At 70.9% G+C, this 15,004-nt stretch carries 15 protein-coding genes; 14 read left to right on the top strand and 1 reads right to left on the bottom strand.

The annotated features are described in order from the left end of the window. Positions 1–64: 64 nt before the first annotated feature. Entirely contained in the window at positions 65–2,176 is a 2,112-nt protein-coding gene (locus ACZ6PY_RS09580) for a transglycosylase domain-containing protein (RefSeq protein ID WP_466070832.1), read from the top strand. 3 nt (positions 2,177–2,179) lie between these two features. Here ACZ6PY_RS09580 and ACZ6PY_RS09575 read toward each other — a convergent pair whose 3' ends face one another. Continuing rightward, positions 2,180–3,649, bottom strand: coding sequence for an SDR family oxidoreductase (locus ACZ6PY_RS09575; protein WP_466070830.1), 1,470 nt, complete (start codon positions 3,647–3,649; stop codon positions 2,180–2,182). Between the two features lie 35 nt (positions 3,650–3,684). On the opposite strand from ACZ6PY_RS09575, the gene ACZ6PY_RS09570 reads away from it, so the two are divergent. The 13 genes from ACZ6PY_RS09570 to ACZ6PY_RS09510 all read left to right on the top strand — a co-directional run bounded on the left by ACZ6PY_RS09570 (position 3,685) and on the right by ACZ6PY_RS09510 (position 14,658). Beyond that, entirely contained in the window at positions 3,685–4,974 is a 1,290-nt protein-coding gene (locus ACZ6PY_RS09570) for a serine hydroxymethyltransferase (protein ID WP_466070829.1), read from the top strand. After that, positions 4,967–5,398, top strand: a complete 432-nt coding sequence (locus ACZ6PY_RS09565; protein ID WP_466070827.1) for a hypothetical protein — start codon at positions 4,967–4,969, stop codon at positions 5,396–5,398. Before ACZ6PY_RS09570 ends, ACZ6PY_RS09565 begins: the two co-directional genes overlap by 8 nt. 174 nt (positions 5,399–5,572) lie before the next feature. Beyond that, the gene (locus ACZ6PY_RS09560; protein WP_357345776.1) at positions 5,573–5,809 is read left to right on the top strand and encodes an AtpZ/AtpI family protein; all 237 of its coding nucleotides are present in this window, start codon (positions 5,573–5,575) and stop codon (positions 5,807–5,809) included. Between the two features lie 11 nt (positions 5,810–5,820). After that, on the top strand, positions 5,821–6,618 hold the full coding sequence (gene atpB, locus ACZ6PY_RS09555; protein ID WP_313718451.1) for a F0F1 ATP synthase subunit A: 798 nt from the start codon (positions 5,821–5,823) through the stop codon (positions 6,616–6,618). A gap of 66 nt (positions 6,619–6,684) precedes the next feature. Next, positions 6,685–6,921 carry an ATP synthase subunit c family protein gene (locus ACZ6PY_RS09550; RefSeq protein WP_151461930.1) on the top strand — a complete coding sequence of 79 codons (237 nt, stop codon included), beginning with the start codon at positions 6,685–6,687 and terminating at the stop codon, positions 6,919–6,921. 28 nt (positions 6,922–6,949) lie between these two features. Next, positions 6,950–7,489, top strand: a complete 540-nt coding sequence (locus tag ACZ6PY_RS09545; protein ID WP_466070825.1) for a F0F1 ATP synthase subunit B — start codon at positions 6,950–6,952, stop codon at positions 7,487–7,489. Next, positions 7,489–8,310, top strand: coding sequence for a F0F1 ATP synthase subunit delta (locus tag ACZ6PY_RS09540; RefSeq protein ID WP_466070824.1), 822 nt, complete (start codon positions 7,489–7,491; stop codon positions 8,308–8,310). The genes ACZ6PY_RS09545 and ACZ6PY_RS09540 overlap by 1 nt, the downstream gene beginning before the upstream one ends. Before the next feature lie 85 nt (positions 8,311–8,395). Continuing rightward, positions 8,396–10,048, top strand: a complete 1,653-nt coding sequence (gene atpA, locus ACZ6PY_RS09535; RefSeq protein ID WP_466070823.1) for a F0F1 ATP synthase subunit alpha — start codon at positions 8,396–8,398, stop codon at positions 10,046–10,048. A gap of 2 nt (positions 10,049–10,050) precedes the next feature. Continuing rightward, positions 10,051–10,980, top strand: a complete 930-nt coding sequence (locus tag ACZ6PY_RS09530) for a F0F1 ATP synthase subunit gamma (RefSeq protein ID WP_466070822.1) — start codon at positions 10,051–10,053, stop codon at positions 10,978–10,980. Beyond that, positions 10,980–12,416 (top strand): F0F1 ATP synthase subunit beta, encoded by a 1,437-nt coding sequence (gene atpD / locus ACZ6PY_RS09525; RefSeq protein WP_262284740.1) that lies wholly within the window; start codon positions 10,980–10,982, stop codon positions 12,414–12,416. The genes ACZ6PY_RS09530 and atpD overlap by 1 nt, the downstream gene beginning before the upstream one ends. A gap of 216 nt (positions 12,417–12,632) precedes the next feature. After that, entirely contained in the window at positions 12,633–13,775 is a 1,143-nt protein-coding gene (locus ACZ6PY_RS09520; protein WP_466070820.1) for an LCP family protein, read from the top strand. A 136-nt stretch (positions 13,776–13,911) separates the two neighbouring features. After that, positions 13,912–14,190, top strand: a complete 279-nt coding sequence (locus ACZ6PY_RS09515; RefSeq protein ID WP_091318756.1) for a F0F1 ATP synthase subunit epsilon — start codon at positions 13,912–13,914, stop codon at positions 14,188–14,190. Between the two features lie 12 nt (positions 14,191–14,202). Continuing rightward, the gene (locus tag ACZ6PY_RS09510) at positions 14,203–14,658 is read left to right on the top strand and encodes a DUF2550 domain-containing protein (protein ID WP_466070818.1); all 456 of its coding nucleotides are present in this window, start codon (positions 14,203–14,205) and stop codon (positions 14,656–14,658) included. Positions 14,659–15,004 lie beyond the last annotated feature (346 nt).

The raw sequence follows: 15,004 nt of genomic DNA, 5'->3' as shown, positions 1-15,004 counted from the left end.
GCGAAACTGCCGATTCCGGTCATTCTGAACGGGTCCGTACGGCCGGCTCCTGCGGGGAGAGCTGATGAACCGGGCCCATCTCGACAAGCTGTTCACCGTCATGCTCGCCGGCGTACTCGCCGGGCTGGCCCTGGCCGCTGCCGCGCTGCCGGCCGCGCTGGTCTTCGGGCTCGGCTTCAAGAACCTGATGCCCTACGCCGCGCTGCCGGAGTCGCTGAAGTCGCCGCAGCCGGCCCAGCGTTCCAACCTCTACGCCAGCGACGGGCGCACGCTGATCACCTCGTTCTACACCGAGGACCGGGTGGACGTGCCGATCGGGGAGGTGGCGCCGGTGATGCGGCAGGCCATCGTGGCCGCCGAGGACGTCCGGTTCTACCAGCACCACGGCGTCGACGTGCGCGGCGTGGCGCGGGCCTTCACGGCCAACCGGCGGGAGGGCACCCGGCAGGGCGCGTCCACGCTGACCATGCAGTACGTGCGCAACGCGCTGGCCGGCGACCCCCGGCTCACCGAGGAGCAGCGGGCCAGAGCCACCGAGATCACCGTCGGCCGCAAGATCCGCGAGATGCGGTACGCGCTGGCCCTGGAGCGCCGGATCAGCAAGGACGAGATCCTCGGGCGCTACCTGAACATCGCCTACTTCGGCGCCGGCGCGTACGGCATCGCGGCGGCCAGCAAGCGCTACTTCTCCACCACGCCCGACAAGCTCACCCTGGCCCAGTCGGCGCTGCTCGCCGGGCTGGTCCGGTCACCCGACACCGACGACCCGATCAACGGTGACGCCGACTCGGCGCTGGGCCGCCGGGCGTACGTGCTGGACCGCATGGTCGAGACCGGCCAGGTGGCCGAGGCGGACGCCGCCCGGGCCCGGGCCGAGCAGCTCAACCTCAAACCCAGCGCCACCCCCAACGACTGCACCGCGGTGCCCGCCGCGCACAACGACTGGGGCTTCTTCTGCGACTGGTTCACCCAGTGGTGGAACGCCCAGCCCGCCTTCGGCAAGACGGCCGACGAGCGGCAGCGCACGCTGCGCCGGGGCGGCTGGTCGATCGTCACCTCGCTCGACGCCGACGTGCAGGCCAAGGCCACCGAGCAGGTGCAGCGGATCTATCCGAACACCAACCAGCGGGCGGCGCCGACCGCAGTGGTGCAGCCGGGCACCGGCCGGGTGCTGGCCATGGCGGTGAACCGCGCCTACAGCGTGGCCCCGAACCCGACCGCCGGGCAGAACTACCCGAACACGGTCAACCAGCTGGTCGCCGGCGGCGCGGGCATCGAGGGCTACCAGGCCGGCTCGACCTTCAAGCTCTTCGCCCTCCTGGCCGCGCTGGAGTCCGGTCTGCCGCTGAACACCGAGTTCGACGCTCCCGGCGTCTTCGTCACCAGGTACCCGATCGACGGCGGCCCGGCGAGCTGCGCGGGCCACTGGTGCCCGGAGAACGCCAACCCGGCGTGGATGGACGGCGACCGCACCATGTGGGACGCGTTCGGCCGTTCGGTGAACACCTACTTCGCCTGGCTGACCGAGCAGGTCGGCGCGGACCGGGTGGTGGAGATGGCCGAGCGGCTGGGCATCGTCTTCCGCTCGCCGGAGGACGCGAAGCTGGCCCGGGACGGCGCGAAGAACTGGGGGCCGTTCACCCTCGGGGTCTCCTCCACCACGCCCCTCGACCTGGCCAACGCCTACGCCACGGTGGCCGCCGAGGGAACCTGGTGCCGGCCCACCCCGATCACCTCGATCAGCGACCCGACCGGCCGGAAGGTGGCCGCCGGTGAGCCGGACTGCCGGCAGGTGCTCGACACCGAGGTGGCGCGGGCCGCGGCGGACGCGGCCCGCTGCCCGGTCGGTGACCAGTCGATGTACCGCCGCTGCGACGGCGGCACCGCCGAGGAGCTCCAGCCCGGGCTGCGCCGGCCGCTGGCCGGCAAGACCGGCAGCTCCGAGCGGAACGCCACGGAGACCGTGGTCGCGTTCACGCCGCAGCTCTCCGTGGCCACGATCGCCGCGAACCCGGACAACCCCCAGGACGCCGTGGGCGGCGGGGTCCAGGTCCGCCAGATCGAGGCCGTGGGCCGCCTCCTCGCGTGGGCGTTGCGCGACCAGCCCGTCCTGGACTTCGTCCCGCCGAGCCAGACGGTGGCCTTCGAGCGCACCAGCCCACGCACCGGCGACTGACGGTCAGCGCGAGCCGGCCCGCTCGGCGCCGCGGGCGATGTTGCGGGCCATGCCACCGAAGACGACGGCGTGGAACGGGGCGACCGAGGCCCAGTAGAGGTGGCCGGGGAGGCCGTGCGGGAGGAAGACGGCGCGCTGGACGTAGCGGCTGCGGCCGTCGCCGGCCGGCTCGACGCGCATCTCCAGCCAGGCGCGGCCGGGCAGCCGCATCTCCGCGCGCAGCCGCAGCAGCTCACCGGGCACGATCTCCTCAACCCGCCAGAAGTCCAGCGCCTCGCCGACCTGGAGGCGGTGCGGGTCGCGCCGGCCCCGGCGCAGCCCCACCCCGCCGACGAGCCGGTCCAGCCACCCCCGCACCGACCAGGCCAGCGGGAACGAGTACCAGCCGTGCTCGCCGCCGACGCCCTCGACGACCCGCCACAGGGCCGCCGCCGGGGCGCCCACCGCCCGTTCCCGCACATCGGTGTACGACGTGCCACCGGACCACTGCGGATCGCTCGGCAGCGGCTCGGCCGGGGCGTCCGGCCCGCTCGCGGTCGACCACCGGGTCTCCACCTGGCCGTCGCGGACCTTCGCCAGCGCCAGGGCGACCGACTGGTCGAAGCCGGTCAGGCCGCCGGGCGGGTCGGGCACGTACCGGGCGATGTCGTGCTCGTGGGCGACGGCCTCGTGGACCAGGCTCTCCACCAGCGGCCGGGCGATCGAGTTCGGCACCGGGGTCACCCAGCCGACCCAGTGCGAGGAGAGCGACGGGGTCAGCGGCCGCACCGGCAGGATGACCCGCCGGCGCAGGCCGGCCACCCGGGCGTACCGCTGCATCATGTCCTGAAAGGTGAGCACCTCCGGGCCGCCGATGTCGAACCCCCGGTTCACGTCGGGCGGCAGGTCCGCGCAGCCGGCCAGGTAGCGCAGCACGTCGCGGACGGCGATCGGCTGGATCCGGTTGCGCACCCAACGGGGGGTGACCATGCCCGGCAGCCGCTCGGTCAGGTAGCGCAGCATCTCGAACGAGGCCGAGCCCGAGCCGATGATCACCGCGGCCCGCAGCACGGCCGTCGGCACCCCACTGTCCAGGAGGATCCGGCCGACCTCCGCCCGGGACCGCAGGTGCGGCGACGGGACCTCCTGGTCCGGCGCCGGCTCCGGCCCACCCAGGTAGACGATCCGGCGTACGCCCGCGGCGCGGGCCGCGGCGGCGAAGTTGACCGCGGCCTCCCGGTCGGCCGCCTCGAAGCCCCGCTGGCCGAGCGAGTGGACCAGGTAGTACGCGACGTCCACACCCTCGAACGCGGCCGGCAGCGTCTCCGGCCGGCGCAGGTCCCCCTCGGCGATCTCCGCCCGGGACGCCCACGGCACGTCGCGCAGCCGCCCGGCCTTGCGGGCCAGGCAGCGCACGGTGTGCCCGTCGGCCAGCAACCGGGGTGCGAGGCGACCACCGATGTAACCGGTGGCGCCGGTGACGAGGCATCTCACAGCTCCCAGTCTGCGGCTCCGTAGACTCCTTCGCTGTGGAGAACGCGAGGGACACCTTCTGGGGGCCGGACTTCCAGCAGCTCAGCGCCGTAGATCCGGAGATCGCCGAGGTGGTGCTGGGGGAGCTGGCACGGCTGCGCGGTGGCCTGCAACTGATCGCCAGCGAGAACCTCACCTCGCCGGCCGTGCTGGCCGCCCTGGGCTCCACGCTGACCAACAAGTACGCCGAGGGCTACCCGGGCCGGCGCTACTACGGCGGCTGCGCCGAGGTGGACCGCGCCGAGGAGCTCGGCATCGCCCGGGCGAAGGAGCTGTTCGGCGCCGAGCACGCCAACCTCCAGCCGCACTCCGGCGCGAGCGCCAACCTGGCCGCGTACGCGGCCCTGGTGCAGCCGGGCGACACCGTGCTGGCCATGGACCTGCCGCACGGCGGGCACCTCACCCACGGCAGCCGGGTGAACTTCTCCGGGAAGTGGTTCCACCCGGTCGGCTACACCGTCCGGCGCGACACCGAGCTGATCGACTACGACGAGGTCCGCGACCTGGCCCTGGCACACCGGCCGAAGCTGATCATCTGCGGCGCGACGGCGTACCCGCGGCTCATCGACTTCGCCCGGTTCCGGGAGATCGCCGACGAGGTCGAGGCCTACCTGATGGTGGACGCGGCGCACTTCGTCGGGCTGGTCGCCGGCCGGGCGATCCCGTCCCCGGTCCCGCACGCCGACGTGGTCACCTGCACCACCCACAAGGTCCTGCGCGGCCCGCGCGGCGGCATGATCCTCTGCCGGGAGTCGCTGGCCGCCCGGATCGACAAGGCCGTCTTCCCGTTCACCCAGGGCGGCCCGCTGATGCACGCGGTCGCCGCCAAGGCGGTCGCCCTGCGCGAGGCCGCCCAGCCGGAGTTCCGGGCGTACGCCTCCCAGGTGGCCAGCAACGCCCAGGCGCTCGCCGACGGGCTGGCCGCCGAGGGCATGCGGCCGGTCTCCGGCGGCACCGACACCCACCTGGCCCTGATCGACCTGCGGGACGCCGGGGTGACCGGGGCGGCGGCCGAGGCGCGCTGCGACGCCGCCGGCATCACCCTGAACAAGAACGCGATCCCGTACGACCCGCAGAAGCCGATGGTCGCCTCCGGCATCCGGGTCGGCACGCCGAGCGTCACCACCCAGGGCATGCGTGAGGGGGAGATGCGCCGGATCGCCACCCTGATCGCGCGGGCGGTGCGCACCGACCCGGAGGCGCCCGGGGGTGCCGACGAGCTGGGCCGGATCGCCGGCGACGTGACCGAGCTGGTCGGGGCCTTCCCGGCGTACCCCCGTGGCTGAGCCGGGGACGCGCGCGGCGGAGGCGGTGGCGGACCGGGGCTGGCGGCTGCGTCACCTTCCGGTGCTGGTGGTCGCCTCGGTGCTGATGGCCGCCGTGGCGGCGGTGGCCGGCGGGCTGGCCCGTGGCGCGGACGGCGCGCTCGGGGCGGCGGCCGGGGTGGCCGTCACGGCGGTCAGCTACACGCTCACCACGGTGGTGCTGGCCTGGGCCGACGCCCGGGATCCGCAGCTCGTGCTGCCGTTCGGGCTGGGCGTCTACGTCGCCAAGATGACGCTGCTCGGCGGCGTGATGGTGCTGGTCGCGTCGACCGGCTGGCCGGGGCTGGTCCCGTTCGCCCTGGGCATCGCCGCGGGCGTCGTGGTCTGGACCGGAGTGCACATCTGGTGGCTGGCCACCGTGCACTCGCGCCGGTCGCCACGCTGATCCGTCCCATTCTCCGGACGGCACGCCGTGCTGTCCGCGATCGGTCATTCTCTCAGTGGCGGGAGGGGAGTAGCGTGCCTCCAGACGACTTCGCCCGCCCGTGTCCCACACAACAAGGTTGTGCGGGGGGTGAGGCACAGCCTCTTCGGCTCGACTGATATCGTTCGCCCCGTCATGGCCGGTGACCAGAAACCCCCCAGCACTGGCGGCCCGGGCGACGTTCCGTCCGGTGCCGGCCAGGGTTGGACCGCGCTCTCGTACCTCATCGGGGGCATGCTCGTCTGGGGCTTCATCGGCTGGCTGGTCGACCGTTGGCTCGACACCGGCGGCATCGCCACCGGGATCGGGATCGTGCTCGGCATGGCCGGGGGAATCATCCTGGTCGTGCGCAAGCTCGGCACGCCTCAATAGGAAGGGACGCGGTGTTCGGACAGGCGAACGTCCTGGCTCAGGGTCAGGCGGAATTCCCACCCAGCGTGGAGGACTTCTACCTGCCCAGCATCCTGCCCTGGGGTGCGCACGACTCGTTCTGGTTCACGAAGATCACTGCGATGGTGTGGATCGCCGTCGGCGTCCTGATCATCTTCTTCCTGGCCAGCTACCGGAACCCGCAGCTGGTGCCGACCAAGAAGCAGTGGTTCGCCGAGTCCATCTACGGCTTCGTCCGCAACAACATCGCGGTCGACATGATCGGGCACCAGGGTGTGCGCTTCGCGCCCTACTTCACGACGCTGTTCTGCTTCGTCCTGCTGACGAACGCGTTCGCGATCATCCCGTTCTTCCAGATCTCGCCGAACTCGCACATCGCCTTCCCGGCGTTCCTCGCCGTGATCAGCTACGTGCTGTTCAACTGGATCGGCATCCGGCACCACGGCTTCGTCAAGTACTTCAAGAACTCTCTGGTCCCGCCGGCGCCCTGGTACATCCTGCCGCTGCTGATCCCGATCGAGTTCTTCTCGACGTTCCTGGTCCGGCCGTTCTCGCTGGCCGTCCGTCTTTTCGCGAACATGTTCGCCGGCCACATGCTCCTGCTGGTCTTCACGCTCGGCGGTTTCGCGATGCTCAGCGCCAACGCCTGGCTCGCGCCGGTCTCGGTGCTGTCCTGGGCGATGACCATCGCGCTGACCTTCCTCGAGTTCCTGGTGATCTGTCTGCAGGCGTACGTCTTCACGGTGCTGACCGCCAGCTACGTGCAGGGTGCGCTCGCCGAAGAGCACTGATCCACTTCAGTACCAACCGTTGTCGTCCCGCGTGACCGTCACGCGTGATAACCAGGAGGAACACCAATGAGCATCCTTGCCGAGGTAACGGGCAGCACCGCTGCTATCGGTTACGGCCTGGCCGCCATCGGCCCCGGCATCGGCGTGGGCCTGGTCTTCTCGGCCTACATCCAGTCGACCGCCCGCCAGCCGGAGTCGTCGCGGATGACCCTGCCGTACGTCTGGATCGGCTTCGCCGTGATCGAGGCGCTCGCGCTGCTGGGCATCGCCTTCGGCTTCATCTGGGCCGGCACCGCCGCCTGATCCACCCCCTCTGACCGGGAGGTTTCCCATGTACTTCCTCGCCGCTGAGGGTGGTGAAGCGGCCCACAACCCGATCATTCCCGCCTGGGAGGAGATCGTGGTCGGTGGCATCGCCTTCATCGTGCTCTGCTTCGTGCTGATGAAGTTCGTCTTCCCGCGCATGGAGCAGACGTTCCAGGCCCGGGTCGACGCGATCGAGGGCGGCATCAAGCGCGCCGAGGCCGCCCAGGCCGAGGCGAACCAGCTGCTCGAGCAGTACCGGGCCCAGCTCGCGGAGGCGCGTACCGACGCCGCCAAGATCCGCGACGACGCCCGGGCCGACGCCGAGGGCATCCGCCAGGACATCCTCGCCAAGGCGCGCGAGGAGTCCGACCGGATCATCGCGGCCGGCAAGGAGCAGCTCGCCGCGGAGCGGGCCACCATCGTGCGCGAGCTGCGCACCGAGATGGGCACCATCGCGGTGGACCTGGCCAGCCGCATCGTCGGTGAGTCGCTCGCCGACGAGGCACGTCGCAAGGGCACCGTGGACCGGTTCCTGAGCGGTCTCGAGAGCACGGGGGCCCGCTGATGCAGGCCGCCAGCCGGGAGTCGTACAAGGTCGCGGCGGACCGCCTCGACGAGTACGCCCGCGGCGCGGAGCCGTCGGCGGTGTCCACCACCGCCGACGACATCCTCTCCGTCGCCGCCCTGCTGCGGCGCGAGCCGCGGCTGCGCCGGGCGCTCTCCGACCCGGCCCGGTCCGGGTCGGATCGGGCCGGCCTGCTCGGCGAGATGCTGCGCGGCAAGATCGGCGCCGACGCGCTCGACCTGCTCGCCTCGCTGGTCTCCGGCCGCTGGTCGGCTCCGTCGGAACTGCTCGACGGCACCGAGCGGCTGGGCGTCGAGGCGCTCCTGGCGAGCGCCGACAAGGCCGGCGAGCTGGGCGAGGTCGAGGACGAGCTGTTCCGTTTCGGGCAGGTCGTCTCCGGCTCCCCGGACCTGTCCAACGTGCTCTCCGACCAGATGGCCCCGGCCGCGCAGCGGGCCACCCTGGCCGACCAGCTGCTCGCCGACAAGGCCCGGCCGATCACCGGTTACCTCGTCGGTGCCGCGCTCGCCGGCTTCGGGGGACGCTCCTTCACCGGAGCGCTCACCCGGCTGGTGGAGCTGGCCGCCGACCGGCGGGACCGCCAGGTCGCGTACGTGACCGTGGCGGCTCCGCTGGATGACGAGGAGGAGCGACGCCTGGGTGCCCGCCTCTCGGAGATGTACGGTCGGGAGGTGTCCGTCAAGCAGACGGTGAACCCCGACGTGCTCGGCGGGGTGAGTGTCCGGGTCGGTTCCGACCTGTACGACGGCACCGTCCTGCGCCGCCTGAACGAGACCCGCAACGCGCTCGCGAAGCGCTGATCAGCGACTGAGCAGCCCTGATTCGATGCCATCGGACCGGTCGGTACTAGGTATCCCGGGCCCCTGATACTTAAGGAAGCAGAGGATGGCCGAGCTGACCATCTCGACGGAGGAGATCCGCGGCGCCCTGGAGCGCTACGTCTCCTCCTACACGGCCGACGTCTCCCGCGAGGAGGTCGGCACCGTCGCCGACACCGGTGACGGCATCGCCCACGTCGAGGGGCTGCCCTCGACCAAGACCAACGAGCTCCTGGAGTTCGAGGACGGCACGCTCGGCGTGGCGCTGAACCTCGACGTCCGGGAGATCGGTGTCGTCGTTCTCGGTGACTCCGCCAAGCTGGAGGAGGGGCAGCGGGTCAAGCGCACCGACCGGGTGCTCTCCGTGCCGGTCGGCGACGCGTTCCTCGGCCGCGTGGTCAACGCGCTCGGCCAGCCGATCGACGGCCTCGGCGACATCGCCGACGAGGGCTACCGCGAGCTGGAGCTCCAGGCTCCGAACGTGATGTCGCGGCAGTCGGTCTTCGAGCCGCTGCAGACCGGCATCAAGGCGATCGACGCCATGACGCCGATCGGCCGGGGCCAGCGGCAGCTGATCATCGGTGACCGGAAGACCGGCAAGACCACGGTCGCCCTGGACGCCATCCTCAACCAGCGGGAGAACTGGCGCTCCGGCGACCCGAAGAAGCAGGTCCGCTGCATCTACGTCGCCATCGGCCAGAAGGCCTCCACGATCGCCTCGATCAAGGGCCAGCTGGAAGAGGCGGGCGCGATGGAGTACACCACCATCGTGGCCTCGCCGGCGTCCGACCCGGCCGGCTTCAAGTACATCGCCCCGTACACCGGCTCGTCCATCGGGCAGCACTGGATGTACGGCGGCAAGCACGTCCTGATCGTCTTCGACGACCTGAGCAAGCAGGCCGAGGCGTACCGGGCCGTGTCGCTGCTGCTGCGCCGCCCGCCGGGCCGCGAGGCCTACCCGGGTGACGTCTTCTACCTGCACTCCCGGCTGCTGGAGCGCTGCGCCAAGCTCTCTGACGAGCTGGGCGGCGGCTCGATGACCGGTCTGCCGATCATCGAGACGAAGGCGAACGACATCTCGGCCTTCATCCCGACCAACGTCATCTCCATCACCGACGGCCAGATCTTCCTGGAGACCGACCTGTTCAACCAGGGCGTCCGGCCGGCCATCAACGTCGGCACCTCGGTCTCCCGGGTCGGTGGCGCCGCGCAGGTGAAGCCGATGCGGAAGGTCGCCGGCTCGCTGCGCCTCAACCTGGCCCAGTACCGCGAGCTGGAGGCGTTCGCCGCCTTCGCCTCCGACCTGGACCGGGCCTCCCGGGCCCAGCTGGAGCGCGGGTCCCGCCTGGTCGAGCTGCTCAAGCAGCCGAACTACTCGCCGTACCCGGTGCAGGAGGAGGTCGTCTCGGTCTGGGCCGGCGTCGAGGGCAAGCTGGACGACATCCCGGTGGGCGAGGTCCGGCGCTTCGAGTCGGAGTTCCTCCAGTACCTCCGGCACAAGCACGAGGGTGTCCTGGCCGGGATCGCCGACAACAAGTGGGACGACGACATCATCGGCTCGCTCGACTCGGCCATCACCGAGTTCAAGAAGGTCTTCCTGGGCAAGGAGGACGAGGCCCGGCTCAACGAGGCCCCGGCCGCGCCGCTCGAGGGCGAGGAGAACCGCGAGACGGTGACCCGCTTCCGCGACGGCTCGACCGACCGCCCGGCTGAGAGCTGACGATGGCCGCGCAGGTTCGCGTTCTTCGTCAACGGATCCGCTCGGCGAAGTCGATGAAGAAGATCACCAAGGCGATGGAGCTCGTCGCGACGAGCCGCATCGCCAAGGCCCAGGCCCGGGTGGAGGCTTCGCTTCCGTACGCCAGGGCCATCACCGGCGTGCTCACGGCGCTGGCCTCGAACGCGCGGATCGACCACCCGCTGCTCACCCCGCGCGAGCGGGTGCGGCGGGCCGGCGTCCTGCTCGTCACGGCCGACCGTGGCCTGGCCGGCGGTTACAGCACCAACGCGATCCGGACCGCGGAGTCGCTGATCGCCCGGCTGCAGGCCGACGGCAAGGAGCCGGTGCTCTACGTCATCGGCCGCAAGGGCGTGACGTACTACCGGTTCCGCAACCGGGACATCGCGGCGAGCTGGACGGGCTTCTCCGAGCAGCCGGGCTTCTCCGACGCCCGCGAGGTGGGCGAGACGCTGATCAAGGCGTTCACGGCCGGCGCGGACGACGCGGAGGGCACCGCCGGGGCGGACGGGGTGCTCGGGATCGACGAGCTGCACATCGTCTACACCGAGTTCAAGTCCCTGATGACCCAGACGCCGGTCGCGAAGATCATCGGCCCCATGCAGGTCGAGGACCGTCCGCGGTCCGAGGGCCTGCTGCCGGCGTACGAGTTCGAGCCGGAGGCCGAGGCGCTGCTCGACGCGCTGCTGCCGAAGTACATCAACACGCGGATCTACGCGGCGTTGATCGAGTCGGCGGCCAGCGAGTCGGCGGCCCGGCGGCGTGCGATGAAGAGCGCCACCGACAACGCCGAAGAGATGATCGAGAAGTACACGCGTGAGATGAACACGGCCCGCCAGGCCGGGATCACCCAGGAGATCAGCGAGATCGTCGGCGGCGCGAACGCGCTGGCCGCGTCGGGAAGTGAAGTGTGATGACTGCCCCAGTAGAGACCAAGACGGCCACGGGTCGCGTGGTCCGGGTCATCGGCCCGGTCGTCGACGCCGAGTTCCCGCGCGACGCCATGCCGGCCCTGTTCAACGCCCTGCACGTGGACGTGACGCTCTCCGGCGGCCAGAAGACGCTGACCCTCGAGGTCGCCCAGCACCTGGGTGACAACATGGTCCGCGCCATCTCGATGCAGCCGACCGACGGCCTGGTCCGCGGCTCCGAGGTCCGGGACACCGGCTCGCCGATCACCGTGCCGGTGGGCGACGCGGTCAAGGGCCACGTGTTCAACGCGATCGGCGAGGTCCTCAACCTCACCGAGGGTGAGACGCTCACGCCGGACGACCACTGGGGCATCCACCGCAAGGCCCCGGCCTTCGCGGACCTGGAGCCGAAGACCGAGATGCTGGAGACCGGCATCAAGGTGATCGACCTGCTCGCCCCGTACGTCAAGGGCGGCAAGATCGGTCTGTTCGGCGGTGCGGGCGTGGGCAAGACGGTGCTCATCCAGGAGATGATCACCCGTGTCGCCCGGAACTTCGGTGGTACGTCGGTCTTCGCCGGCGTGGGTGAGCGCACCCGTGAGGGCAACGACCTCATCGCCGAGATGACCGAGTCCGGCGTCATCGACAAGACCGCGCTGGTCTACGGCCAGATGGACGAGCCGCCGGGCACCCGGCTGCGGGTCGCCCTCTCCGCGCTGACCATGGCGGAGTACTTCCGCGACGTGAAGAAGCAGGAGGTGCTGCTCTTCATCGACAACATCTTCCGCTTCACCCAGGCCGGTTCCGAGGTCTCCACGCTGCTCGGCCGCATGCCGAGCGCCGTGGGTTACCAGCCGACCCTGGCCGACGAGATGGGCGAGCTCCAGGAGCGGATCACCTCCGTCCGGGGCCAGGCCATCACCTCGATGCAGGCGATCTACGTGCCCGCCGACGACTACACCGACCCGGCGCCGGCCACCACGTTCGCCCACCTGGACGCGACCACCAACCTGGAGCGGTCGATCTCCGACAAGGGCATCTACCCGGCCGTGGACCCGCTGGCGTCCTCGTCCCGGATCCTCGCCCCGGAGTTCGTCGGCCAGGAGCACTTCCAGGTCGCCACCGAGGTGAAGCGGATCCTGCAGCGCTACAAGGACCTGCAGGACATCATCGCCATCCTCGGCATCGAGGAGCTCTCGGAGGAGGACAAGGTCACGGTGGGCCGGGCCCGCCGGATCGAGCGCTTCCTGTCGCAGAACACCTACGCCGCGGAGCAGTTCACCGGCGTGCCGGGCTCGACGGTTCCGATCAAGGAGACCATCGAGGCGTTCAAGAAGATCAGCGAGGGCGAGTACGACCACTTCCCCGAGCAGGCGTTTTTCATGTGCGGCGGCCTTGAGGACCTGGAGAAGAAGGCCAAGGAGCTGATGGAGGGCTGAGAGCCCGCTCACACTCCACGGAGGCCGCCCCGACTCGTGTCGGGGCGGCCTCCGCCTGTTGCGGGCCCCTCGTCACCAGCTGCCCGGTTCGCGGACAGGCGGTTCGCCATACCGCGCGGTACCGTTCGTGACACGACGTTCACATCACGAGCGTTGATCTCTGCAACGAAACGGATCCGCGCGCCCGTCTACCAGTCGTGGGCGTGACGATGGGAGATGGTCGTGGACAAGGCCGGCACGGACCGCGGCAAGCGGTCCCGGTGGCGTGGCGTGCCGCGGTGGGCCCGGGTCTGCACCATCCTCGGCGTCGTCATGATGGTGCTCAGCGGCTCCGTGCTGGTGGGCTACCACGCGCTTGTCGCCCGCTACGAGGGCGCGGTCGGCAAGGGCGACCTCTTCGGTGACCAGGCGGCCGGGGCCGAGGAGAAGAAGAGCGACATCAAGGGCCCGCTGAACATCCTGCTGGTGGGCATCGACCCCCGCAGCGCGAAGGCCCGTCCGCTCGCCGACTCGATCATGATCCTGCACGTGCCCGCCGGCATGGACCGGGGTTACCTCTTCTCACTCCCGCGCGACCTGCGGGTGGAGATCCCCGAATTCAGCAAGGCCGACTACTCCGGCGGCACCGACCGGATCAACGCCGCCATGTCCCACGGCAGCGCGGTGCCCGGCCGGAACCCGAGCGCCGCCCAGGGCTTCGAGCTGCTCGCCAGGACGGTGCAGCAGGTCACCGGGATCGAGCGCTTCGACGCCGGGGCGATCATCAACTTCAGCGGCTTCAAGAAGATCGTCGACGCCATGGGTGGCGTCGACATGTACATCGAGCGCGACGTCAGGTCCGAGCACCTCCGGCCGGACGGCACGCCGCGCCAGCTCAAGGCGGGCGGTGGCGGCTACCTCGGCCCGCAGGCCGAGTACAAGAAGGGCAACGCCCACCTCAAGGGCTGGCAGGCGCTGGACTACGTCCGGCAGCGCTACCCGAAGAACGGTGTGCCGGACGCCGACTACGGCCGGCAGCGGCACCAGCAGCAGTTCGTCAAGGCGATGGTGAGCCAGGCGTTCAGTGCCGACGTGGTGACCAAGCCGGTGAAGCTGGACCGGGTGCTCCGCGCGGCCGGCCAGTCGCTGGTCTTCAACGGCCGGGGCAACAGCGTGGTCGACTTCGCCCTCGCCCTCAAGGGCATCCGGGCCGACTCGATCGAGACGATCAAGCTGCCCGGCGGCCCGGTCGAGACGAGCCGGGGCTACCAGGGTGAGCGCCTGCTGCCGCCCGCCGAGGACTTCTTCGCGGCCCTGCGCAACGAGCAGGTCGACGCGTTCCTGCTGGAGCACCCGGACTTCGTGCAGAAGAGCAAGTAGCGTGAGCGCCAACGGGCTCCGGCGGGTGCCGGGGCCGGTTGGCGTGACCGTGGCGCAGCTCTCGCCACCCGCGTTGGGTGGGCTCCGGGGGCGCGACTAGACTTTCGGCAATCCGCCGCCGCAGCAAGGAGACAGCGTGGCACAGCAGCTTCACGTCGAGCTCGTAGCCGTCGAGGAGAAGGTCTGGTCCGGCGAGGCCGAAATGGTCGTCGCCCGCACGACCGAGGGTGAGCTGGGTGTGCTGCCGGGGCACGCGCCCCTGCTCGGCCAGCTCGCGGAGCCCAGCCAGGTACGCATCAAGCAGGCCGGCGGCGAGCAGCTCGCGTACGACGTGGCGGGCGGGTTCCTGTCGGTGTCCGGTGAGGGCGTGACCGTCCTCGCCGAGAGCGCCACCCCGGCTACTCCGGCCCGCTGAGCCGACCCGCCGATGGAGATCGTGGAAGGGATCGGAATCGGTATCGCGATCATCTTCGCGGCGCTTCTGATCCTCTTCATCCGGCGGGCCCTGTTCACCCGCAGCGGAGGCATCATCCGGCTCAGCGTCCGGGTGTCCACGATGCTCGACGGCCGGGGCTGGTCACCCGGCTTCGGCCGTTTCGTCGGCGACGAGCTCCGCTGGTACCGCATGTTCAGCTTCGCCCTGCGCCCCAAGCGGGTGCTTTCCCGTAAGACCCTCGCGGTGGAGCGGCGCCGGCTGCCCGAGGGCCAGGAGCGGCTCTCCATGCCGGCCGACTGGGTGATCGTGCGCTGTACCAGCAACCACGCCCCGGTCGAGATCGCCATGGCACGGTCCACGGTCACCGGGTTCCTCTCCTGGCTCGAGGCCGCCCCACCGGGGGCGGCCTCGCCGCGTCTGGCCTCCCAGGACTGGCCCGCCGCCTGATCGTCACCGCCGCGCCCGCCCTGTTGCAGGCGGCGCGGTGACGTGCCCTTGCACCCACCGCCGTCTCCCGGCCGGGACCGCTCCTGCGCCGCCTTTGCTCTGCAGCCATCCCTGCAGCGGGCACGGAGCGTAGGTGGTGCGTGGATGGCTGCAGAGCAAAGCGGGTCGGGCTGGGTGGGCGGGTGGCTGCGTGGCCTGTGGGTGGGGTGGGGCTGCCGCGCCGATCCAGCCAGGTCGTCACGTTGCGCCGGCACGGGCGGTGAGCCTGGGACGAATGTCCGGTTCATGCCTGGCTTGCGGCGGTGAGTGGAGCGCTATGGCTGTCTCCGGGGTCCGGATACCTCCA

The sequence above is a fragment of the Micromonospora sp. NPDC048907 genome, from assembly GCF_055586885.1.
Note: the sequence above shows the minus strand (reverse complement) of the source record. Positions and strands in the feature narration are given on the sequence as shown.